Here is a 21460-nt window from a genome sequence, read left to right as displayed (position 1 = left end):
ATCCGCCTGGCTAGATCTTCTCCAGCGCCGCGCACGCCGCGCGCAGGATGGCCGCGTAGCGCTCCAGATGCGGCTCGATCCGGTAGACCGGGCCGGCAATCGAAATCGCGTAACTCTCGCCCGACAACCGCACCGGCCAGGCCAGCGCGCCGACATCAGGCATCGACTCACTGAGATTCACGAACGCACCGCGCTCGCGCGCTTGCCGGAGGTCGTCCTCCAGCGCCGCCGGCGTGGCTAGCGTGCGCGCGGTGAACGGCTGGAAGGGAAGCTGCGGGAGCAGGGCGGCGCGCTCGGCGTCGTCCATGGCGGCCAGCAGCGCCTTGCCGATCGAGTTCGCGTGGAGTTCGCGCCGCTCGCCGGCCGTTGCGATATAGCGGATCGCGTGTGGCGATTCAAGCACATCGAGATAGACCACCGCGTGGCCCTCATGCAGCTTGCCGATAACGATGGTCTCGCCAGTGGCTTCGCGCAATTCGCTCATGGTGCCGTGCACGCGATCGAGTACGGGGTCGTGCCGGGCAATCTGCTGGGCCATGGCCAGCAGCCGGCCGGTGGGGTAGTAGCCCTGCCTGCGGGCCGTCTCATAGAGATAGCCTAGCGAGGTCAGTGTGCGGATCAGCGCCAGGCAGCTAGAGGCTGGCACGGACAGCAGCCGGGAGAGCTCCGAGAGCGACAGCGCGCGCCGTTCACGCGCAAAGGTCTCGATGATCTCGAGCACGCGCAGGGCGGTCTTGACGTTCATCGAGGGCGGCTTGGCGGCGGACGGATCGGGACGCACGGGCATCGGGGCGTGTCATGCAATCAGGAGGGATATGGGGCCGGAATGTACCACGGCGTGCCCGATGGGCCGCGTCGATACAGCTTAATGGTTGTATTTCCGTTTTACGCCCGATAGGCTGTATCTTGAAAATACAGCCAAAATGGCGTAAAACGGCTTTACAACTTCCTAGCTGTATTCGCGCCCCCATCCGAGCATACATCCGACTATGTATCCCATCCGCATCATCAGCCAGTTACGGCCGATCCTCCAGGGCTTCCGCAAGTCCCGCGGGCTGACCCAGGCGCAACTCGCGGCGCGCCTGGGGGTGAGCCAGCAGACCTATGCCCGGCTGGAAGCCAACCCGGCGCGCGTCAGCGTGGAGCGGCTGCATGCGGTATTGCAGGCGCTGGACGTGGAAATGCTCCTGTCGACCGATGGGGACGAGGACTATCGCGGCGGCGGCTCCATGCTCCGCCAGCCCCCGCCAAGCGAGCCCTGGTAATGGGACGTCGACCTTTGCGACGCCAGCTCGGCGTCTGGATGAACGGCCATTTCACGGGCGTGTGGGCACAGGGCAGCGAGGGCGAGACCTTTCACTATGCGGCCCGCTGGATCCACAGCGCGCAAGGCCGGCCGCTGTCGCTTTCGATGCCGTTCCGGTCAGACAACGCGCCGTATCGCGGCCGCGTGGTGACGGACTACTTCGACAACCTGCTGCCGGACAGCGACGCCATCCGCCGGCGGCTCGCGCAGCGCTATCGCACGCGCGGCATCGGTCCGTTCGATCTGCTCACGGCGCTGGGCCGCGACTGCGTGGGCGCGCTGCAGCTGCTCCCCGAAGGCGAGGTACCCGAAGAACTGCGCGTCATCGAAGGCAGCCTGGCTGATGACGCCCACATCGCCCGCTTGCTGCGCGACACCACGAGTGCATCGCCCCTCGGCCAGCATGGCGACGATGCCGACCTGCGCCTGTCGATCGCCGGCGCGCAGGAAAAGACCGCGCTGCTGCGCCGGGACGGCCAATGGTTCGTTCCGCACGGCAGTACGCCGACGACCCATATCCTCAAGCTGCCGCTCGGGCTGGTAGGCAATATGCGCGCGGACATGCGCACGTCCGTCGAGAACGAATGGCTTTGCGCGCAGCTGGTCGAGGCCTTCGGCCTGCCCATCGCGGCGTGCGAGATGGCGATGTTCGAGGATCAGAAGGCGCTCGTGGTCGAGCGTTTCGACCGGCGCGTGGCGCCCGATGGCGAGTGGATCCTGCGCCTGCCGCAGGAGGACTTCTGCCAGGCGATGGGCATGTCCCCGCTGGCCAAGTATCAGGCCGATGGCGGGCCGGGCATCGCGGACATCATGGCGATCCTGGCCGGCTCCGACGCGCGCGAGGCGGATCGTCGCAATTTCTTCAAGACGCAGATCCTGTTCTGGATGCTCGCGGCCACGGACGGGCATGCCAAGAACTTCAGCCTGAGCATCGGGCCGGGCGGTCGCTACTGGGCCACGCCGCTGTATGACGTGCTTTCGGCACATCCCATCGTCGGGGGCGGCGCCAATCAACTCGCCATACAGAAGGCGCGCATGGCCATGGCGGTGCGGGGCTCGCAGAACTACTACCGGCTGGCCCAGATCCAGCGTCGGCACTGGATTGCGCAGGGGCGGCAGGTGGGGCTGCCCGAGGCGGAGGTGGAGTCGATGATCGCCGAACTCGTTGCCGCCATGGACCCGGCGATCGCCGCCGTCGCGGCCCGCCTTCCCCGGGAATTTCCGCAGGACGTGGCCGGGGCCGTGTTCGATGGCATCAGGGCCCAAGGCAAGAAGCTGTTATAATGCCGGACTTGGTCCTCTCTCCAAACGACAGGACCGGGTGCCGACATCACTACAAAGACTCAGTTTTGGCACCCTTCGGGCGTACACCCGAATCGATCCGGGCCACGTGGCCCGTCACCATAATGACCGGCGGCAAGTCCGCTCCGTACCCGGCACGCCCCGTACCAGCGCGCCAGCTTACGCAAGCACGGTCACTCCGCGTCAATCGCGACGACATGCGCCTCAGTGCGTGTCGCGCACATTGACCCCCTTCCCATCGCGTTGGAACCAACTGGCAAGCAGAGGCGCACATCGGTGCCCAGCCTGCGCATGCGCGTTCACGCGAAACGAGACATCACATCACATTGCAGCAAACGCAAATCATTGAATCGCCGTACACGGTTGCCGTGTACCCCATCGAGCAAGAGCCAGGCGTCTGGTTCGCGGCCTACCTGATCCGCGAATACAAGGACGGCATGGAACGCGTGGTGGCCAACGTGGCCATGCGCCACGACACCTACCGCACCGCCGCCCGGGCCAAGCATGCCGCCCGCTGTGCCGGCGAAGGCGCCATCACGCGCCTGGCTGCGCGACACCATCAACCGGGCGCCACTGCCCACGCTAATCAAGGAGCCCGTCATGGCTAAGGAAGATCTCGTCGAATTCGGCGGCCACGTTTCCGAAGTGCTGCCCGATAACCGTTTCCGCGTCGTTCTCGAAAACGGCTTCCAGGTGTGGGCATATTCGTCGGGCCGCATGAAGAAGAACCGCATCCGGATTCTGGCCGGCGACCGCGTGACGCTGGAAATGTCGCCCTATGACCTGACCAAGGGCCGCATCAACTACCGGCACAAGAATTGAGCGCAGTCATGAGCCATCCCGACCTGGAAGAGGCCGTCATGTCAGCCAATGACGAATGGGAAATCATGCATCTGACGCCCAAGGGCTGGATGGACGGCAGCTACCGGCATGAGCCGGGCGATGCCGTGAACATCGCCCCGCCGGCCGATGACGTGCTGACCGTGCGCCGGCACGTCAGCGCCACCTACGGCGGGCCGTCCCGCGTGGTCGAGGACCGCACGCCGCGCACCGAAGACATGGCGCTGATCGAACAGCTGCTGACGAAATTCGGCGCGCCCGGCTTCGGCGTCTGAGTTCCCGAGGCGTCAGCCGCGTGCGCGGCGCGCCTCGTAGGCCTTGAGACTCGTCAGGGCCAGTTCCAGGGTCGGCGCCGGCGTCTTGCCGCGCCGCGCCAGCAAATCTCCCACGATCTGGTCCGATTCGATGGCAGCGCCACGCTCCAGGTCGCGCAGCATCGACGCCATCAGCGGTGAACCTTCCGCAAACAGTGTCGCCCGAGCCTGCTCGAGCGCCGGCGCCCGCGCCGGATAGCCGTTCGCGGCCGCAATGGCCGCGCACTCATCGAGCAGCGCCGCAATGGTCTCCCGCCCGCGCGGTGCGGCCAGAATGTCGCCAATCGTCGCCCGCATCAGGCAGGTGGCCGACGCCAGCGTCGCCAGAAACAGCCACTTCTCCCACATGTCCTGCATGATCGCTTCGCTGCGCTGCACGTCGAAACCGGCGTTCTCGAGCAAGGCGGCCACGGCGCGCGCGCGTTCGGTATTGCCAGCCGGGCGCTCCCCGAACGAGAGGATATGGAAGGCCGACAGATGCAGGATGGTGCCTTGCTCGTCCAGCGTGCTGGAGATCATGCAGCGGCCACCCATCACGCGCTCGGCGCCGAAGCGCGCATCGAGCTTGTCCAGGTGCTGCATGCCGTTGAGCATCGGGATGACCACCGTGCCGGGGCCCATGGCCGGCGCGAAGCTGTCCATGGCGCCGTCGAGGTCGTAGGCCTTGCAGCTCAGCAGCACCACGTCGTACGGCTCGGTGATCTGGGTGGATAGCACGGTGGGTGGGTCTTCCACGCGCACGTCGCCGTGCGGGCTCATGATCCGCAGGCCGCGTTCGGCCAGCAGGGCCGCGCGCCGGGGCCGCACGAGGAACGTGACGTCACGCCCGGCCTGCAGCAGCCGCGCCCCGAAATACCCACCAATCGCACCCGCTCCGACTACCAGAATCCGCATGTTCGACTCCCCAGGTCAGCCCGGCTTCAGGCCGGGTGTGCGCCATTGTAGTGGCGCGCCGCAAAAGCTGCAGGGGCCGTTCATTTCCCTTCGCCCCGCGCCTGGCTGCGGGCGAGGTAGACCTCGTGCAGGGTGATCTTCCGCACCTCCGCCTGGCTCGCCCCGATGTGCGAGCGCAGCAGCCTGCAGGCTTCATCCGACCGATGGGCGAGCACGGCGCGCAGGATGCGCCCGTGCTCTTCATACGTGGCATCCACGCGCGCCGGCTTGGTGAAGTCCAGCCGGCGGATCAGCCGGATGCGTTCGGTTACGTCGCGATGCACGCGCGCCATCTCGGGGTTGCCGGCAGCCTCCACCAGCGTGCAGTGGAAGGCTTCGTCCAGTTCGCCCACGCGCGCCATGTCCGGCAGCCGCGCCTCGGGCGGCACCAGCCAGATCGCCGCCAGCGCGGCCAGCGCCTCCTGGTTGCTGTCCGGCGCCGTCGCGCACAGCCGCCGTACGGCCTCGGTCTCCAGCACCATGCGCAAGTCGTACAGTTGCTCGAACTTGTCGAAGTCGAACGGCAGCACGCGCCAGCCGGCGCGGAAGCTGACCTCGACGAATCCTTCCTGCTTCATCCGGAACAGCGCCTGGCGGACCGGCGTGCGTGACACGCCCAGCCGCTCGCAGACTTCGTTCTCGGTGAAGCGGTCGCCGGGCACGAGGCGAAAGTCGGCGATATCGCGCTTCAGCAGCGCGTACACATCGTCGGCACGCGAGGTGCGTTCGGCATCGGTAGGGGGCATGGCATTCATGGGGATAGGCGCGGTGCGGGTCTCATGGGGAAGGCTGGGCCGGCGCTGGCGCCCATTATGCGCCGGCGCCGGCCGGGTCGCCACCGGCCCCGGGGGCACGCTTCAGCGCCTGACTTCACGCTGGAAGATCTCCAGGCTCTGCCGCTTGGCCGCGACGAAGCTCGCCTGCGACAGCGTCTCCACCGTGCGCGGCCGCGCGTCGCCGTAGTCGAGGATCTCGGCCACGCGCGTCGGGCGCTTGGTCAGCAGCAGGATCTGGTCGGCCAGGTACACCGCCTCCTCCAGGTCGTGCGAGACCAGCAGCATGGTCGTGCCGGTCTGCATGAACACCTCCTGCAGCTTCTCCCGGATGAACAGCGTCATTTCGAAGTCGAGCGCGGAGAACGGTTCGTCGAGGAACAGCACCTCGGGCCGGGGCGCCAACGCCCGCATGATCGACGCCGTCTGCTGCTGCCCGCCAGACAGCTCGTACGGGTAGCGGTTCAGGTCGAACTTCACGTCGAAGGACGCCACCAGCTCCGCCATGCGCCGGTCCACCTCGGCCTTGCTGCGGCCCTCCAGCAGGAGCGGATAGGCGATGTTGTCGATGGTCCGCATCCACGGGAACATCGCCTCGCGGTAGTTCTGGAACACGTAGCCGATGCGCGTGTCCTTGAGCGACTTGCCGTCGAACAGGATCTCGCCCCGGTCGATCGGAATCAGCCCCGCGATCATGTTGATCAGCGTGCTCTTGCCGCAGCCGTTGGGGCCGAACACCGAGACGATCTTGCCTTTCGGGATGTCGAGGTCGAAGTTCTCGTACAGCGGCCAGCCGGCGAAATACTTGGTCAGCCCGCGGATGGTGATGTGGGTGCCCGGCGGCCCGGGGCGGAACGGCGGCACCGGCACGTCGGCGTGGCGGGCAGGGGACAGAACGGTGGTCATGGTTACCTTCCACTCCAATGGACGATGCGGCGTTCCAGCACGAGGAACGCGATGTTGAGCACGTAGCCGAGCGCGCCGGCCGCGAGGATGGCCGCGTACATGGTCTTGACGTTGAGCACCTGCTGGGCATCGATGATGGCGTGGCCGAGACCGTTCTCGGAGCCGATGAACATCTCCGCGACGATCACGATGACCAGCGCCATCGACACGGCGGAGCGCAGGCCGACAAAGCTCGGCTGCAGGCTCTCCCAGACCAGCACGTCCCGGAAGATGCGCCAGCGGGAGGCGCCCATCACGCGCGCCGCCATCACGCGCTGCTTGCGCGCGTTGATCACGCCATAGGCGCTGTTGAAGACCACGATCAGCAGGGCACCGAAGGCGGCGATGGCTATCTTGTTGATGTCGGACACGCCGAAGATCAGCAGGAACAGCGGAATCAGCGCGGAAGACGGCGTGGAGCGGAAGAAGTCGATCAGGAACTCCACGCTGCGGTAGGCCCGCTCATTGCTGCCGAGCAGCACGCCCAGCGGCATGCCAACCACCGCCGCAATGGCGAACGCCTGCAGCGTCCGCGCGACGGTGACGGCGAAGTCCGCCAGCAGCTCGCCGCCGGCCAGCCCGGTGGCCAGCGCCACCAGCGTATCGCCGGGGCTCGGCAGCAGGATCGGCTTGATCAGGCCGAAGCGGACCACCAGGTCCCAGATCAAGAACAGCACCAGCGGGCCGACCATCGGCAAGAGTCGGTCGCCGAGGGGCCGGCGTGGCGCGGCGTCGTGCGAGGCCGGGGGCGCCCAGGACTGGCCGGCGGGCGGGGCCGTGCCCGGCACGGCGGCGGTATCGGAGAGTTCGGACATGGTCGTCAGGCCTTGTAGAGCAGCGTGTTGACGTCCACCTTGCGCGAGAAGATGCCCTTTTCGGTGAACAGGTCGTAGAACTTCTGGAAGTGGGCGGCGTCGCTGGCCTTGAATTCGTCGAAGAACAGGTAGTCAGCCATCGGCACCTCGGCCGTCAGCGCGCCTTCGATGGCCGTATAGCCCTTGAGGAAGGGGCGCGCCTCGGTCGGGTTCTGGCGCACCAGCACCACGCCGCGCCGGTAGGCGGCGAGGTAGGCCTTGGCCACGTCCTTGTTCTTGCCGAGGAATTCCGTGGTCAGGCTGGCCGAGCCGCCATGCCACGGGGCCATCGGGTCGCCGAGGATGTAGCGCGCCACCACGCCGGCTTCCAGCGTGCGCGTGGTGCCGTTGAGCCGGCCGATGGTGCCGGTCGGCTCGAGCGAGTAGACCCCATCGATCTGGCCGGCGGCGAGCGCGGCCACGTGCTGGCCAATCGGCAGCTCCGTCACGCTGATCTTGCCGGCGCCGGCGCGCTCGAGCATGGTCTTGGCCAGCACCACGTTCTGCAGGCCCGGGCCGCATGCCACGCGCTTGCCCTTGAGTTCCGCCACGGTCTTGATCGGGCTGTCCTTGGCCACGAGGAACTCATCGAGCACGAACTTGGCGTTGGTCGGGTTGGTGCAGAAGATCTTCAGCAGGCCGGGCTGGGCGATGTCACCGATGGCCAGCGCGGCCGAGGCGGTGCCATTGGCGCTGCCGTCGCAGCGGCCGGCCAGGATGGCCTCGATGACCTGCTGCGGGCTGGCGAACTTGATCGGCTCGACGTTCAGCCCCGCTTCCTTGAAATAGCCCTTTTCGACGGCGGCGAAGAAGGGCAGGCCCGACGCGACCGGCCAGTAGCCGATGCGCAGCTTGGGCGTGCCCTGCGCGCGGACGATGGCCGGCGCGGCCAGCACGGACAGCGCGGCGGCGCCGGCCTTCAGCGCGCGGCGGCGCGAGGGGGAGACGGTGGCGGGACGGGAGGTGGAGCGGGTCATGGCAGGTTCCTGTGCGTGAATGTTGAGGATTCGGAAGACGGTCAAGCGGCGGAGAGCGACGTGATATAGGCGCGCCAGCCGCCATGGGCGCTGACATCGGGCGCACCGTGCAGCGCATGGCCTTCGCAGACGAAGCCATGGACCCAGCGGCCATCGGCCAGCTCGAGGCTGCCCAGCGCGAGCGGGGCCGGCACCAGCGCCAGGAAGCTGCCGACGGCGGCGAGCGGCACCTGCCACACCTCCACCGCGATGGCGGCGCCGGCATCCTCCCCGGCGTCCACGCGGCGCAGGCCGGGCTTTGGCGGCGTGGTGCCGGGCAGCGCGTGCAGCCGATAGTGCGGCGCGGTGGTGGTGGCCTCGGCCAGCGTCGCACCGCGTTCGGTCAACTGACCGTTCAGCGGCATGCCAGAGAGATGGGCGCCCACCACGGCCAGCGGCAGATGAGTGGCGGGGGACGGGGCCAGCCCGGCAATGGACACCGGCGCGGGCAGCGGCTCGCCCGTCGCACCCAGCGTCAGCCCCGTGGCGTGGTGGAAGCGTTGCCCCAGGTCGGCGAGCTGCCAGTCGCTGCCGGCCTGGCCGATCAGCGTGATGCCGAACGGCAGCCCGTCCGGGCGCAGGCTAGCGGGCACGGACAGCGCGGCGTAGTCGAGCAGGTTGACGAAGTTCGTGTAGTGGCCGAGTTCGCGGTTGCGTACCACCGGATCGGCCAGCATGGCGGCGATGGTGCAATGCGTCGGCGCCGTGGGCACGCACAGCACGTCGATGTCCTGCCACATCGTGGCCGCGCGCTGGGCCAGGGCCTGGAGCGCGTGCTGGGCATCGAACACATCGGCGGCGCTGTAGCGGCTGCCGGCGGCCAGGATCGAACGCACCGGCTCGATGACCGCGCCCGGCGCGCGGTCGAAGAAGGGGCGCACGGCGGCGTAGCGCTCGGCGACCAGCGCGCTGTCATAGAGCAGCGCGGCGGCTTCGGCCAGCGGGGCATAGTCGATGGGCACCGCGCGACCGCCCAGCGCCTCCAGCGCGGCAACGGCGGCGTCGAAGGCCCGGCGGGCGAGGTCATCGCCGAAAAACTCCGGCTCGGCCGGCAGGCCAAAGCGGAACGCAGCCGGCAGCGGCGTGCGCGCCAGCGGCAGCGCGCGCGAGTACGGGTCTTGCGGATCATGGCCGGCGGCGGCTTCCAGCACGCGCACCGCCATGGCCACCGTGCGTGCCAGGATCGACACGCAATCCACGCTCTGCGCGGCGGGGAACACGCCGTGGGCGGAGATCAGGCCCTTGCTCGGCTTCAGCCCGACGATGTTGTTGAGCCCGGCGGGCACCCGGCCGGAGCCGGCGGTGTCCGTGCCCAGCGCGAAGTCAACCTCACCGCTGGCCACCGCGTACGCCGAACCGGAACTCGACCCGCCGCTGACATAGGCCGGGTCGAACGCATTGGGCACGGCGCCGTAGGGCGAGCGCGTGCCATTCAGGCCGCAGGCGAACTGGTCCAGGTTGGTCTTGCCGGCCAACGCCGCGCCGGCGCCCAGCAGGCGCGCGATCACCGTGGCGTGGGCGTCCGGCACGTAGGCGAATTCGGGGCAGGCGGCGGTCGTCGGCACGCCAGCCACGTCGATATTGTCCTTGGCCGCAAAACGCAGGCCGGCCAGCGGGGCGTGCTCCGGGTGCGGGGCGACGACCGGGGTATCGAACCGCGCGATCCACGCCGCATCGGCCTCGCCGGGGGCGGCTGTCGTGGCCGCTGTGGTGGCCGAGGTAGAGGTACGCATGAGAGTCCTATCTGAAATCCAATCTTGGATACAAGATAGCAATCACCGTGCCAAAGGCACTTTTGGGCAGGGGGAAGCCCGGTCATACGTGGAAAATGTCAATGAAATCAGTCGATTAACCACGTGGCTGTTCACGCGTGACCGGCTGCTGGGCGCCTTCGGCCTGCCACCCACACCCCGCCGCCCACCCGCAAGCCCCTGCGTGGTGCGCGCACGCACCAGTGTCGGGAGGTCTTCACTGACACGGCGCTACGGGGTCCGCCCGACAGCGCCCGCCCGCCGCGCCGCCTACTGTGAAAGTCTCGACCGGGATATATCGAATAGAGGAGCCAGCTTGTTCGCGACCTGGGCATTGGTCATTGGCGCGCTGCTGATCACGATGGGGCTGATCGACTCCATGGTGAAGCGCCTGCCCATGTCCCCGTCCGGTCTGTATCTATTAGTGGGGATGGCGCTGGGGCCCGGCGGGGCCGGGCTGATCGTGCTCGATCTGACGGACCCGGGCCACGTGAGGGTACTGGAATGGATCACCGAGCTGGCCGTGCTCGTCGCTCTGTTCGGCGTGGGCTTGCGGCTGCGGGTGCAGATGACGTACCGCGTCTGGCGCCTGCCGGTGCGGCTGGCCACCGTGGCGATGCTGCTGACCATCGGCGGCGTCTGCGCCGTGGCGGTGGGCTGGCTGCAGGTGCCACTGGGCCTGGCGGTGCTGCTCGGGGCGATCCTGGCGCCCACGGACCCGGTGCTGGCCTCGGACGTGCAGATGGCCGATACCGAGGATCGCGACGTGGTGCGCTACAGCCTGACGGGTGAGGGCGGCCTGAACGATGGCGCGGCGTTCCCGTTCGTCATGCTCGGCCTTGGCTTGCTGGGTTTCCACGAACTGGGCGCGTGGGGCGGCCGCTGGATGGCGGTCGATCTGGTCTGGAGCACCCTCGGCGGGCTGGCAATCGGTGGGCTGCTGGGCTGGCTGGCGAGCAAGACCATCCTGGTCCTGCGGCTGCGCTTCCATGAGGCGGTGGGGCTGGAGAGTTTCCTCACGCTGGGCCTGATCGGCGTGTCCTACGGCGCCGCGCTGTTGCTGCACACCTACGGCTTCCTGGCCGTGTTCGCGGCGGGGCTGGCGATGCGGCAGGTGGAGCGCCGCGAGAATCCCGCCACCTCGCCGGCGGAGGTGCTGGGACCGCTGCATACGGCCGATGTCGAGACCACCTCCACGCACGAGCGCAAGGCCGCCGCCTACCTCACCCATACCGCCTCGGAGTTCTCGTTCAATATCGAACGGCTGGCCGAGCTGTGCGTCACCCTGCTGATCGGGGCGATGCTGACCCGGGAGGTCTTCCACGCCCAGTACGTGGTGCTGGCGCTGCTGCTGATCTGCCTGATCCGGCCGCTATCGGTCTATGCGTCCACCTTCGACCTGCCCATGGCGCGCGGCCAGCGGCGCCTGACCGCGTGGTTCGGCATTCGCGGCATCGGCTCGCTTTACTACCTGGCCTATGCCCTGACGCACACCGCCGGCGAGGAATGGAGCCCCTTCCTGATCCACGCCACGCTGTGCACCGTGGTGTTCTCCATCGTCCTGCACGGCCTGACGGCCACGCCGCTGATGGCCTTCCATCAACGGCTGGGGCGCTAGCCAGCACCCTTCAGCGTCATTCAGCGCCGCTGCGCCAGCCCGATGCCTGCGGCGATGGTGAGCAGCCCCACGCCGTGATACCAGTGGGGCGACTCGCCGAGCAGCAGCGTGGAGAGCAGGGCGGCGAACACCGGCGTCAGCGTGATGAAGAACACCGGCAACTGCGCGCCGGCCCGTGCGATGGCGCGGTCCCAGGCGAAGTAGGCCAGCAGCGAGGGAATCGTCGACACATAAAGCAGGATGCCCATCACCTTGCCGTTCCAGGGGATGGGCGTCGACAGCGTCATCAATTCCCACGCCGTGACGGGCACGCTGGCCACCACGCCGGTGACGATCTGCGCGAACAGCAGCACCGGCAGCGGCAGGTCCGGGCGATGCTTGCGCAGCAGCCAGGTATAGGCGCTCCAGGCGATGGTCGCCGCAAGCATGTACAGGTCGCCGGGCACGAAGTCGAGCTGCGCCAGCCGCCCCAACTCCCCGCGCACCAGCACGAAAGACACCCCCACCAGACACAGCAGCGCCCCCGCCACAGCCCACGGCCGCATGCGCTCCCCGAAGAACAGCGCGCCGATGATCAGCAGGAACAGCGGCGTGGAGGCGCCAATCAAGGTGACGTTGATCGGCGTCGAGGTGGTCAGCGCGAGGTACTGGAACGCGTTGTAGCTGGCAATCGACAGCACGCCCATCGCCGTCAGCAGCCCCGCATGCCGGCGCAGCGTGGCCCGATGTTCCACCACCCCGCGCCAGGCGTAGAGCCCCAACAAGGTCCCGGCCAGTACCCAGCGCACGAAATTCAGCGTGAGCGGCGGAAACGTACCGGCGGCCAGCCGCCCGACAATGGCGTTGCCCGCCCAGGCCAGTGGCGGGAAGGTGAGCAGGAACAGGGTGGTCCCGTCGAGGCGGCGGGTGGCGCTGGCATGCATGGGGGTGGGGAGGGCGTCGTGAGGATGCGGGATTATCCGCCATCACGGCGTGTGGCGCTGGCGCCCCCCGCAAGGCGCCCCTAAGGCGCCCCTAAGGCGCCCCTAAGGCGCCCGCTGTACCCGATACACCTTGCCGCTCGTCGAAGACGTGCCGGCGTCGGCCAGTACGTAGAGTTCCTGCGCGGCATCGGTGCCGAAGGAGTAGACGCTGCCGCTGGCGGTGACCGGCCAGTCCACCCGCTCGGAAACGGCGCCGTCGCGGTACAGGAAGCTGGCCAGCTTGCCGGTGCACAGGTCGGTGTAGAAATAGCGGCCCTGGAGTTCGGGCAGGGCCGCGCCGCGATAGACGTAGCCGCCGACGATGGCGCAGCCGCCGGCGTCGTGGCTGTACTCGAACACGGGCGCGGTCAGGCCGGCGGGGTCGCACGCGGTGCCGCCGACGCAGGCGGTGCCTTCCAGACGATCCCATCCGTAGTTGAGGCCGCCGCTGGCGGTTGGCATGGCGTTGACTTCCTCGCGCTGGCCTTGGCCGACATCCGCGATATAGAGCAGGCCGTTCGCATCGAACGAGAACCGCCACGGGTTGCGCAGCCCGGTGGCCCAGATCTCGGGGCGTCCGCCCCCGCCGCCGGCGAACGGATTGCCGGCCGGCACGGTATAGCTGGCGCCGCTCACGTCGATGCGCAGGATCTTGCCCAGCAGCGTGCCGCTGTTCTGGGCGTTGTTGGCGGGGTCGTTGCTACCGCCGCCGTCGCCGGTGCCGATGTAGAGCATGCCGTCCGTGCCGAACGCGAGCTGGCCGCCGTTGTGGTTGCTGGCCCCCGGGTGCGGAATCGACAGCAGCAACGTGCCGGTGGGGTTCGCTGCGTCCGGGTTGCTGGCCGAGACCGTGTAGCGCGCCACGGTGATCGCGCCGTTCTGGTCGGTGTAGTAGACGTAGAAGCGCCCGTTGGTGGCGTAGGCGGGGTCGAACGCCATCGAGAACAGGCCGCGCTCGCCGTCGGTGGTGGTGAGGATGGAGAGGTCGAGGAAGGACGCGGCGAGCACGCTGCCGTCCCGCACGATGCGGACCCGGCCGGCGCGCTCCACCACGAACAGCCGGGGGTCGTTGGCGGGTGCGGTGAGGAAGATCGGCGCCGCGAAGCCTTCCGCCACCTGGGTCAGCGACAGCCGCATGTCCGAGGGCGCGCCGTAGCTCACGCCGATAGTGGGCGCCGTGTTGGCGGCCACCATCGCGGTCTGCGCGGCCTGCGAGGGCTGGTAGGACGTCGATCCGGTCAGTACCGGGGCCGCCGTCACGGTGTAGGTGCCGGCCGCGAGGTTGCCAAGCGTGACGGTCTGGCCGACGGTCTGCCGATAGCCGCCCGGCCCGGTCACCGTGATGTTGGCCGGCGTGCCGGCGGGCAGGCCGGACACGACGATCGCGAGGGTGGCGGGCGTGCTGCCGCTGGTGATCTGGACGTCGCCGCCGCCACCGCCACAGCCGGCCAGCCACAGCGTGGTGATGGCGAGCAGCCGGCATAGCATCGATCGATGTGCATGAATCATCACGTCCTCCTGCTCACCACGTTACCGAAGCCTTTGTATCCTAGGTCGGTCTGAGCCGGGGCAGCAGGCAATCGAGCAGCACGTCGAAGGCGGGGCCGATGTCTTCCTCGGGCACGCAGGCATAGCCCAGCAGCAGCCCGCGCCGAACCGTCGGCCCCATGAAATAGCGCGATAGCGGCCGTACCAGGATGCCGCGCGCGCGGATGTCGGCGGTCAGGGCCACATCGTCCACGTGGTCGGGCAGGCGCAGCACGAGGTGCAGCCCGGCGTTGCTCGCGTGTTCGTGCAGCGCCTCCGTCCCGAGGTAGCGTTCGATCAGCCCGGCCAGCACCGCGCGCCGCCGGGCATAGAGCGGGCGCATGCGGCGGATGTGCGCGGCATAGTCGCCGGCCTGCATGAACTCGGCCACGGTGGCCTGCGTCATCAGGTGGCCGGCGCGGTACAGGTCGGAATGGGCGGTCTGGAACGCCTCCGTCAGCCCCTTCGGCAGCACCAGGTAGCCCATGCGCAGGCCGGGGTAGAGCGTCTTGCTGAAGGTGCCGATGTAGAGCACCGGCGCGTCCGGCTCCATGCCCTGGAGCGACGGAATCGGCTGGCCGGAGAAGCGGAATTCGCTGTCGTAGTCATCCTCCACGATCCAGCTCCCGTGCCGCCGCGCGAACTCCAGCAGCGCGCGCCGCCGCCGGAGGCTCATCACGGCGCCCAGCGGGTATTGGTGCGAAGGCGTGACGAAGATAAAGCGCGGCGCGGGGGCGCTGGCGTCCGCATCGGGCAGGCACAGCCCTTCGGCGTCCACGGGCAGCGGCACCATGCCGATGTCGCTGACCTGCAGCACGCCGCGGATGCCCCAGTAGCCCGGCTCCTCCACCCACGCCTGATCGCCCGGCGAGCCCAGCATGCGCGCCACGAGGTCGATCGCCTGATGGATGCCTTCGGTAATCAGCACCTGATCGGCATCGCAGCGCACGGAGCGCGCCACGCGCAGGTGGGCCGCCACCGCCTCGCGCAGGGCCGGCAGGCCGCCGCCGTGGCTGTAGCTGAGCCATTCGGGCTGCGGCCGGCGCCACAGCCGCGCGGCGATCTGGGCATAGCGCCGATGCGGGAAGCGCGTCAGGTCCGGCACGCCGGGCATGAAGGCGCCCCATTGGATGGGCGATGCGGAGGCACTCGAGACCAGCCGCTGCCCGCGCGGCGAGAGGCCCGGCATGGCGTCTGCCGTGGCCGGCGCGCTGTCGGCGGCGGTGGCGTTCAGGTAGCGCTCGGGCGCCGTGTCGGCCACGAAGGTGCCGCTGCCCGTGCGGGCGCGCAGGTAGCCCTCGGCCAGCAACTGCTCGTAGGCAAACATCACCGTGTTGCGGGACAGGCCCAGCTCCGCCGCCAGGTCGCGCTGGGGCGGCAGGCGCGTGGCGGGCGCCAGGCTGCCGTCCAGGATCGCCCCCCGGATGCAGGCGTACAGCGCCCGATTGAGCGGTTGGTCGGTCGGCTGGCCGAGCCGCTGGAGCAGCAGGTCGCCGCAGATCGATTTCACATTGGCACCATCTGATTTGTCGAAGTGGCGCTGGATTGTAGAGCCAAAGGGGATTGGAATGCACGTCACACCTGTCACTCCCTGCTCCAAGACCTCGGACCCATGAAAAACAGCGAACTGAACCAATCCCGTGCCCAGGCCACGCCGCGAGGCGTTGGCGTGATGTGCGATTTCTATGCAGACCGGGCCGAGAACGCCACCCTGTGGGACGTGGAGGGCCGCCAGTACACCGACTTCGCCGCCGGCATCGCCGTCCTGAACACCGGGCATCGGCATCCGCGTGTGATGCAGGCCATCGTCGCCCAGTTGGACCGCTTCACCCACACCGCCTACCAGGTGGTGCCGTACCAGAGCTACGTCACGCTGGCCCAGCGCATCAACGAGCTGGCGCCGGTGCCCGGGCCGAACAAGACCGCGCTGTTCACCACGGGCGCGGAAGCCGTGGAGAACGCAGTCAAGATCGCGCGCGCCCACACCGGCCGCCCGGGCGTGATCGCGTTCTCGGGCGCCTTCCACGGCCGCACGCTGCTGGGCATGGCGCTGACCGGCAAGGTGGCGCCGTACAAGGTCGGCTTCGGCCCGTTCCCGTCGGACATCTTCCACGCGCCGTTCCCCAACGCGCTGCACGGCGTCAGCACGGCGCAGGCGCTGCAGGCGCTGGAAGGGCTGTTCAAGACCGATATCGATCCCAACCGCGTGGCGGCCATCATCGTGGAACCGGTGCAGGGCGAGGGCGGCTTCCAGCCGGCCCCGGCCGACTTCATGCGCGGCCTGCGCGCCGTGTGCGACCGCCACGGCATCGTGATGATTGCCGACGAGGTGCAGACCGGCTTCGGCCGCACCGGCAAGCTGTTCGCGATGGAGCACTACGACGTGCGGCCCGATCTCGTGACGATGGCCAAGAGCCTCGCCGGCGGCATGCCGCTGTCGGCGGTGTGTGGCCGCGCGGCCATCATGGATGCCCCGCTGCCGGGCGGGCTCGGCGGCACCTACGCGGGCAACCCGCTGGCCGTGGCCGCTGCGCACGCGGTGATCGACACCATTGCCGAGGAACAGCTGTGCGAGCGTGCCAACGCACTGGGCCGGCAGCTTAGCGAGCACCTGACCGCGCTGCGCGCCACCTGCCCGGCGCTGGCCGAGGTGCGCGGGCTGGGCTCGATGATCGCCGCCGAGTTCCGCGACCCCGCCACGGGCGCGCCGAGCGCCGAGCACGCGCTGCGCGTGCAGCGCCGCGCGCTGGACGCCGGCCTGCTGCTGCTGACGTGCGGCACCTACGGCAATGTGATCCGCTTCCTCTACCCACTGACGATTCCGCAGGCGCAGTTCGACGCCGCGCTGGGCGTGCTGGCGCAAGCCATGGTCGAGTAAGTCAGACGCCATGGCGGGGCACGCCAAGCGTGCCCCGCGCCAACCCGGTGCATCGCCCCGGCCAACTTCCCCACGCGGAAGGGGGCGGGAAACACGCATTTCAACGCTAGCCTGAAGCGTGCCGATTCAGCGTGGCACGCATGTTGCGGATAACACCCAGCGCGAACCTGCGCAAAATCCACGAGGGACCAACCATGCGTTTTAGTAGATCGACGAGTTTCCGGGCACTCATGACGGCTTCCGTGCTGGCGGTGCTCGCCATGTCCTCCACGGCCATGGCGCAGACCGCGCGCGACTGGCCGACCCAGCCGGTGCGCATCGTCGTGCCGTTCCAGGCGGGTTCTGCCACGGACCTCATCACGCGCCAGCTTGGCGTGGGGCTGGGTAAGGAGTACGGGCAGAGCTTCGTGGTGGAGAACCGGCCCGGCGCTGCCGCGATGATCGGCAGCGAGGCCGCGGCGCGCGCGCCCGGCGACGGCTACACGCTGCTGATGTCCGGGCCGGCGTCGATGGTGACCAACCGCTTCCTATATAAGAAGCTCAGCTATGACCCGGATGCCTTCGAGAAGGTGGCCGTGGTGGCGATCACGCCGAACATCCTGCTGTCCAACCCGTCGCTGCCGTTCAAGACGCTGCCGGAGATGGTCGCCTACGCCAAGGCGAACCCCGGCAAGCTGACCTATGCCTCGTTCGGCTCGGGCACCACCTCGCATATCGCCGGGGAAATGCTCAAGGCCGTGGCCGGCATCGACATCGTTCACGTGCCCTACAAGGGCGCCGGCGAGGCGATTCCCGCGCTGCTCTCGGGCCAAGTGTCGATGTACTTCGACACCATCATGACCGGCCTGCCGTTCGTGAAGTCCGGCAAGCTGCGCGCGCTGGGCATGTCCACCGCCAAGCGTTCGCCGCAGGCGCCCGAGATCCCGACCATCGCCGAGCAGGGTTATGCGGGCTTCGACATCGCGCCGTGGTACGGCATCGTCGCGCCCAAGGGCACGCCGGCAGACGTGGTGACCCGCCTCAACGTGTCGATCAACAAGCTGCTGAACTCGCCAGACTTCCGCGAGAAGCTGGCCGTCACCGGCGCCGAGCCGCGCGGCGGCAGCGTGGGCGACTTTACGGCGATGGTCGATGCGGAGATCCCGCGCACCGAGAAACTGGTGAAGCAGGCCGGCGTGACCCTCCAATAAAGGCTCAGCCCAGCTCCAGCGCCCGGCCGCGCGCGTCCATCGTGCGCCGGGCGATATTGAGCTGGTGGATCTGCGTGGTGCCTTCGTAGAGGCGGAATACGCGCACATCGCGGTAGAAGCGTTCCGCCACGGTGCGCGCCACATAGCCGCTGCCGCCGAAGACCTGCACCGCGCGGTCCGCCACGCGCCCGCACATCTCCGAGGCGAACAGCTTGCACATGGACGCCTCCATGGTCACGTCGCCGCCGTTGTCGCGCTTGCGCGCCGTCTCCAGCACCAGCGCCCGCGCTGCGTGCACCTCGGTGTTGCTGTCGGCAATCATCTGCTGCACCAGCTGGTAATCGGCGATGGGGCGGCCGAACTGCTCGCGCGTGGCGGCGTAGCGCACCATTTCGTCCACCAGCCGGATGGCCGGGCCGATGCACAGCCCGGCCAGGTTGATGCGCTGCTTGTTGAGCGCCTTCATCGCGGTCTTGAAGCCACGGCCCGGTACCTCGCCGACGATGGCCGAAGCCGGCACGCGGCAGTTCTTCAGGTACACATCGCCCACCGGGGAGCCGTGCTGGCCCATCTTGCGCTCCGCCGGCCCGGTGCTCAGGCCCGGCGTGCCGCGCTCGATCAGGAAAGCGCTGATGCCGTGCGCGCCCGGCGTGTTGGGGTCCGTGCGGGCGAAGACCGTGAACAGGTCCGCCAGCGGCGCGTTGGTGATAAAGCACTTGCTGCCGTTGAGCACGTAGTGGTCGCCATCGCGCACGGCCACGGTGCGCAGCGAGGTGGCGTCCGAGCCGGCCTCGGGCTCGGTCAGCGCGAAGCAGCCGGTGATCTCGCCGGAGGCCAGCCGGGGCAGGTAACGCGTGCGCTGGGCCTCGGTGCCGTCTGCCACCAGCGATTCGGAGGCGATGCCGGTATTGCCGCCAAAGCGGGCGCGGAACACCGTGGCCGCCTGCGACACCTCGATATTGACCAGCGTCAGCTCCTCGGCCGTCAGGCCGGCGCCGCCGTACTCGCGCGGAATGCTGTGGCCGAACAGGCCCAGCGCGCGCATCTGTTCCACCACGGGCTCGGGAATGACATCGGTGCGATCGATCTCGGCTTCCAGCGGGATGCAGGTTTCCAGCACGAAGCGGCGGATGTCGGCCAGCAGCGTGTTCATGGCGGAAGGGTTGGTAATCATGGGAGGTCGCCTCTCGGGAAAGGATTATTGGGCGGTGATGCCGGACGCCTTGAGCACACGGGCCCATTTGCGCGATTCGGCATCGACGTATTTGTCGAAGGCGGGGGCGGTCTGCGGGGTCACGTCCATGCCGAGGTCCTGGAGCCGGCTGGCCACATCCGGCGCGGCCACGGCCTGGGCCACGGCATCGGCCAGCTTGCGCACCACGGCGTCCGGCGTCTTGCGCGGCGCCACGAGCCCGAACCAGCCGCCGGCCTCGTAGCCGGGCAGGTTGGCTGCCTCGGCCACCGTGGGCACGTCCGGCATGCCGGGGTAGCGCTTGGTGGACGTTACGGCCAGCGCGCGCAGCTTGCCGCTCTTGACGTGCGACTGGGCGATGGCCACCGTCAGCGGCATCATCGACACCCGGCCGCCGAGCAGGTCCGTCAGCGCCTCCGGCTGGCCCTTGTATGGCACGTGGGTGATCTGCACCCCGGCGCTCTGCGCCAGCAGCGCGCCCGCCAGGTGGTTGGAGGTGCCGACGCCGGCGCTGGCATAGGTCAGCTTGTCCGGGTGGGCGCGGGCATCGTCGAGCAGCGCCTTGAGCGTCTGCGCGCTGGAGTTGGCCGGCACGGCGATCACGTTGGGAATCATGCCGAAGCCGCCGATGGCGCGGAAATCGCGCTCGGCGTTCCAGGTGATGCTGGCGTTGAGCAGCGGGGCCACCGCGTGGCTGGGGCTGACCGCGAGCAGGGTGTATCCGTCCGGCGTGGAGCGGGCCACGCTGTCCGTGCCGATGGCGCCGCCGGCGCCGGACTTGTTCTCGACGATGACCGGCTGGCCCAGCGTCTTCGACATCCGCTCCGCCACCACGCGCGTTACGGAATCCACCACGCCGCCGGCGGAGAAGGGCACGATGATCCGGATCGGATGGTCCGGGAAGCGCGCCGCGCTCTCGTTGGCCTTATCCGCTGCCTTGTCCGCTGCCTGAGCGGCCGCTGACCAGAGGGCCGGTGAGGCTGCCATCAGCAGCGCGCCAGTGAGCCACCCGCGACGCGAGCGGGCCAGATTCTTCATGCCAGACATGGTTGTCTCCGTATTTGACGATGGTCCACGATGGGTCCGGCGGCCTCTGCGGGCCGTCCGGGTGGCCGGTGCGCGATGGCGGGTTCGCTATCGCATCAGGCCGAATTCGATTTGCCGCACGGCTTCCAGCAGCTTCGGGGCGACTTCCCGCTCCAGATACCCGTCCTTGTCGCGCAAGGCCGAGATCGAACAGTTCAAGGCAAACGGCTCCTGCTTCGGCATGCGGATCGGCGCGGCAATCGCGTGGATCTCCGCCCGCCACTCGCCCGGGCTCAGGCAGAAGCCGCGCGCGGGAAAGTGCTGCTGCTCGGCCGTCCACATTGGCTTCTCCACGCGGAACCGCTCCGGGTCTTCCACGCGCAGCCGGTTCAGCACCGCCGTGCGCTCCTCCGCGCTGCACCCGAGCAGCAGCGCGCGGCCAATCGACGTGGACAGCACCGGCCGGGTGCTGCCGATGTCCGGCTGGTACACGTTGGTCGGGTCCAGCCGGCAGCTATCCACGTACACCACGGTCAGCCGGTCCCGCATGCCGAGGTTCACCGTGCAGCCGGTTTCCCGCGCGATGGCCTCCATGTAGGGGCGGGCCACCTGGCGGATCGGCAGCGCGGCGAGCATCGGGTACGCCAGCGCCAGCACGCCCGAACCGAGCCGGTATTTCTGCGTGCCGGGCACCCGGCTCAGGAAGCCCAGCAGGCACAAGGTGTAGGTCAGTCGCGACACCGTGGCCTTCGGCAGCCCGGTGCTGACCACGAGATCCTGGTTGCCCAGGATCGGCCGGGCCGGGGTGAAGGCACGCAGCACTTCCACGCCGCGCGCCAGGTTGGTGGCGAACTGTCTGTCGTGGGCCAGCTCGTCGGCGCTGGCCAGGCCGGAAATCGTGTTTGGGTCCATGGCGGGGGGGCGCTGGGGTGGATTCATGTTGGTTTCCGCAGGTCGGGGAGTCAATGATGAACCGGAACGGTTTCGCTGTGCGAAACCCTGCTTGCAAGGCGGGTCTGGCGGGACCACCCTC

The 21460-nt window shown here is 68.7% G+C and carries 21 protein-coding genes; 8 read left to right on the top strand and 13 right to left on the bottom strand.

Annotated features, from left to right (window positions below; translation table 11 throughout):
* Positions 1-10 precede the first annotated feature (10 nt).
* Positions 11-745, bottom strand: coding sequence for an IclR family transcriptional regulator (locus tag AC1DFU_RS23720; RefSeq protein WP_092299975.1), 735 nt, complete (start codon positions 743-745; stop codon positions 11-13).
* Between the two features lie 244 nt (positions 746-989).
* Here AC1DFU_RS23720 and AC1DFU_RS23715 point away from each other — a divergent pair, with 244 nt between their 5' ends.
* From AC1DFU_RS23715 to AC1DFU_RS23695, 5 genes are all read left to right on the top strand, one after another.
* Entirely contained in the window at positions 990-1265 is a 276-nt protein-coding gene (locus tag AC1DFU_RS23715; RefSeq protein WP_092299829.1) for a helix-turn-helix domain-containing protein, read from the top strand.
* The gene (locus AC1DFU_RS23710; protein WP_441593446.1) at positions 1265-2590 is read left to right on the top strand and encodes a type II toxin-antitoxin system HipA family toxin; all 1326 of its coding nucleotides are present in this window, start codon (positions 1265-1267) and stop codon (positions 2588-2590) included. The genes AC1DFU_RS23715 and AC1DFU_RS23710 overlap by 1 nt, the downstream gene beginning before the upstream one ends.
* A gap of 344 nt (positions 2591-2934) precedes the next feature.
* Complete coding sequence (locus AC1DFU_RS23705) at positions 2935-3216, top strand: isochorismatase (protein WP_092299833.1); 282 nt, start codon at positions 2935-2937, stop codon at positions 3214-3216.
* Positions 3209-3430: a translation initiation factor IF-1 gene (infA, locus tag AC1DFU_RS23700; RefSeq protein WP_092299836.1), complete on the top strand. Its 222-nt coding sequence runs from the start codon at positions 3209-3211 to the stop codon at positions 3428-3430. Before AC1DFU_RS23705 ends, infA begins: the two co-directional genes overlap by 8 nt.
* A gap of 38 nt (positions 3431-3468) precedes the next feature.
* Positions 3469-3723: a translation initiation factor 1 gene (locus tag AC1DFU_RS23695; protein ID WP_092299977.1), complete on the top strand. Its 255-nt coding sequence runs from the start codon at positions 3469-3471 to the stop codon at positions 3721-3723.
* 12 nt (positions 3724-3735) lie between these two features.
* Here AC1DFU_RS23695 and panE read toward each other — a convergent pair whose 3' ends face one another.
* The 6 genes from panE to atzF form a co-directional block, all read right to left on the bottom strand.
* Positions 3736-4656: a 2-dehydropantoate 2-reductase gene (panE, locus tag AC1DFU_RS23690; protein ID WP_441593445.1), complete on the bottom strand. Its 921-nt coding sequence runs from the start codon at positions 4654-4656 to the stop codon at positions 3736-3738.
* Positions 4657-4736: 80 nt separating this feature from the next.
* On the bottom strand, positions 4737-5441 hold the full coding sequence (locus AC1DFU_RS23685) for a GntR family transcriptional regulator (protein WP_441593503.1): 705 nt from the start codon (positions 5439-5441) through the stop codon (positions 4737-4739).
* 111 nt (positions 5442-5552) lie between these two features.
* Positions 5553-6374 (bottom strand): ABC transporter ATP-binding protein, encoded by an 822-nt coding sequence (locus AC1DFU_RS23680; RefSeq protein WP_092299844.1) that lies wholly within the window; start codon positions 6372-6374, stop codon positions 5553-5555.
* Between the two features lie 2 nt (positions 6375-6376).
* On the bottom strand, positions 6377-7228 hold the full coding sequence (locus tag AC1DFU_RS23675; RefSeq protein WP_441593444.1) for an ABC transporter permease: 852 nt from the start codon (positions 7226-7228) through the stop codon (positions 6377-6379).
* A 5-nt stretch (positions 7229-7233) separates the two neighbouring features.
* Entirely contained in the window at positions 7234-8244 is a 1011-nt protein-coding gene (locus tag AC1DFU_RS23670) for an ABC transporter substrate-binding protein (protein WP_092299850.1), read from the bottom strand.
* Between the two features lie 41 nt (positions 8245-8285).
* A complete protein-coding gene (gene atzF, locus AC1DFU_RS23665; RefSeq protein WP_092299853.1) occupies positions 8286-10016 on the bottom strand; it encodes an allophanate hydrolase in 1731 nt (576 codons plus the stop codon).
* 334 nt (positions 10017-10350) lie between these two features.
* Here atzF and AC1DFU_RS23660 point away from each other — a divergent pair, with 334 nt between their 5' ends.
* The gene (locus AC1DFU_RS23660) at positions 10351-11652 is read left to right on the top strand and encodes a cation:proton antiporter (protein WP_255370951.1); all 1302 of its coding nucleotides are present in this window, start codon (positions 10351-10353) and stop codon (positions 11650-11652) included.
* 20 nt (positions 11653-11672) lie between these two features.
* Here the strand turns inward: AC1DFU_RS23660 and AC1DFU_RS23655 are convergent, their stop codons facing one another.
* The 3 genes from AC1DFU_RS23655 to pdxR all read right to left on the bottom strand — a co-directional run bounded on the left by AC1DFU_RS23655 (position 11673) and on the right by pdxR (position 15651).
* Entirely contained in the window at positions 11673-12575 is a 903-nt protein-coding gene (locus AC1DFU_RS23655; RefSeq protein ID WP_092299856.1) for a DMT family transporter, read from the bottom strand.
* Positions 12576-12677: 102 nt separating this feature from the next.
* Positions 12678-14123, bottom strand: coding sequence for a PQQ-dependent sugar dehydrogenase (locus AC1DFU_RS23650; RefSeq protein ID WP_441593443.1), 1446 nt, complete (start codon positions 14121-14123; stop codon positions 12678-12680).
* Positions 14124-14163: 40 nt separating this feature from the next.
* Positions 14164-15651: a MocR-like pyridoxine biosynthesis transcription factor PdxR gene (gene pdxR / locus AC1DFU_RS23645; RefSeq protein ID WP_092299862.1), complete on the bottom strand. Its 1488-nt coding sequence runs from the start codon at positions 15649-15651 to the stop codon at positions 14164-14166.
* 102 nt (positions 15652-15753) lie between these two features.
* Between pdxR and AC1DFU_RS23640 the strand changes: the two genes are divergently transcribed.
* Both AC1DFU_RS23640 and AC1DFU_RS23635 read left to right on the top strand, forming a co-directional pair.
* On the top strand, positions 15754-17019 hold the full coding sequence (locus AC1DFU_RS23640; RefSeq protein ID WP_092299866.1) for a 4-aminobutyrate--2-oxoglutarate transaminase: 1266 nt from the start codon (positions 15754-15756) through the stop codon (positions 17017-17019).
* Between the two features lie 230 nt (positions 17020-17249).
* A complete protein-coding gene (locus tag AC1DFU_RS23635; protein ID WP_441593442.1) occupies positions 17250-18209 on the top strand; it encodes a Bug family tripartite tricarboxylate transporter substrate binding protein in 960 nt (319 codons plus the stop codon).
* 4 nt (positions 18210-18213) lie between these two features.
* Here the strand turns inward: AC1DFU_RS23635 and AC1DFU_RS23630 are convergent, their stop codons facing one another.
* The 3 genes from AC1DFU_RS23630 to AC1DFU_RS23620 form a co-directional block, all read right to left on the bottom strand.
* Positions 18214-19383 carry an acyl-CoA dehydrogenase family protein gene (locus tag AC1DFU_RS23630; RefSeq protein WP_092299872.1) on the bottom strand — a complete coding sequence of 390 codons (1170 nt, stop codon included), beginning with the start codon at positions 19381-19383 and terminating at the stop codon, positions 18214-18216.
* A gap of 24 nt (positions 19384-19407) precedes the next feature.
* Positions 19408-20448: a Bug family tripartite tricarboxylate transporter substrate binding protein gene (locus tag AC1DFU_RS23625; protein WP_441593441.1), complete on the bottom strand. Its 1041-nt coding sequence runs from the start codon at positions 20446-20448 to the stop codon at positions 19408-19410.
* 87 nt (positions 20449-20535) lie between these two features.
* Positions 20536-21366 (bottom strand): IclR family transcriptional regulator, encoded by an 831-nt coding sequence (locus tag AC1DFU_RS23620; protein ID WP_255370952.1) that lies wholly within the window; start codon positions 21364-21366, stop codon positions 20536-20538.
* Positions 21367-21460 lie beyond the last annotated feature (94 nt).

The sequence above is a fragment of the Cupriavidus sp. 10L45 genome, assembly GCF_056395225.1.
The sequence above is the reverse complement of the archived record's forward strand: the minus strand, read 5'-3'. Positions and strand labels throughout refer to the sequence as shown.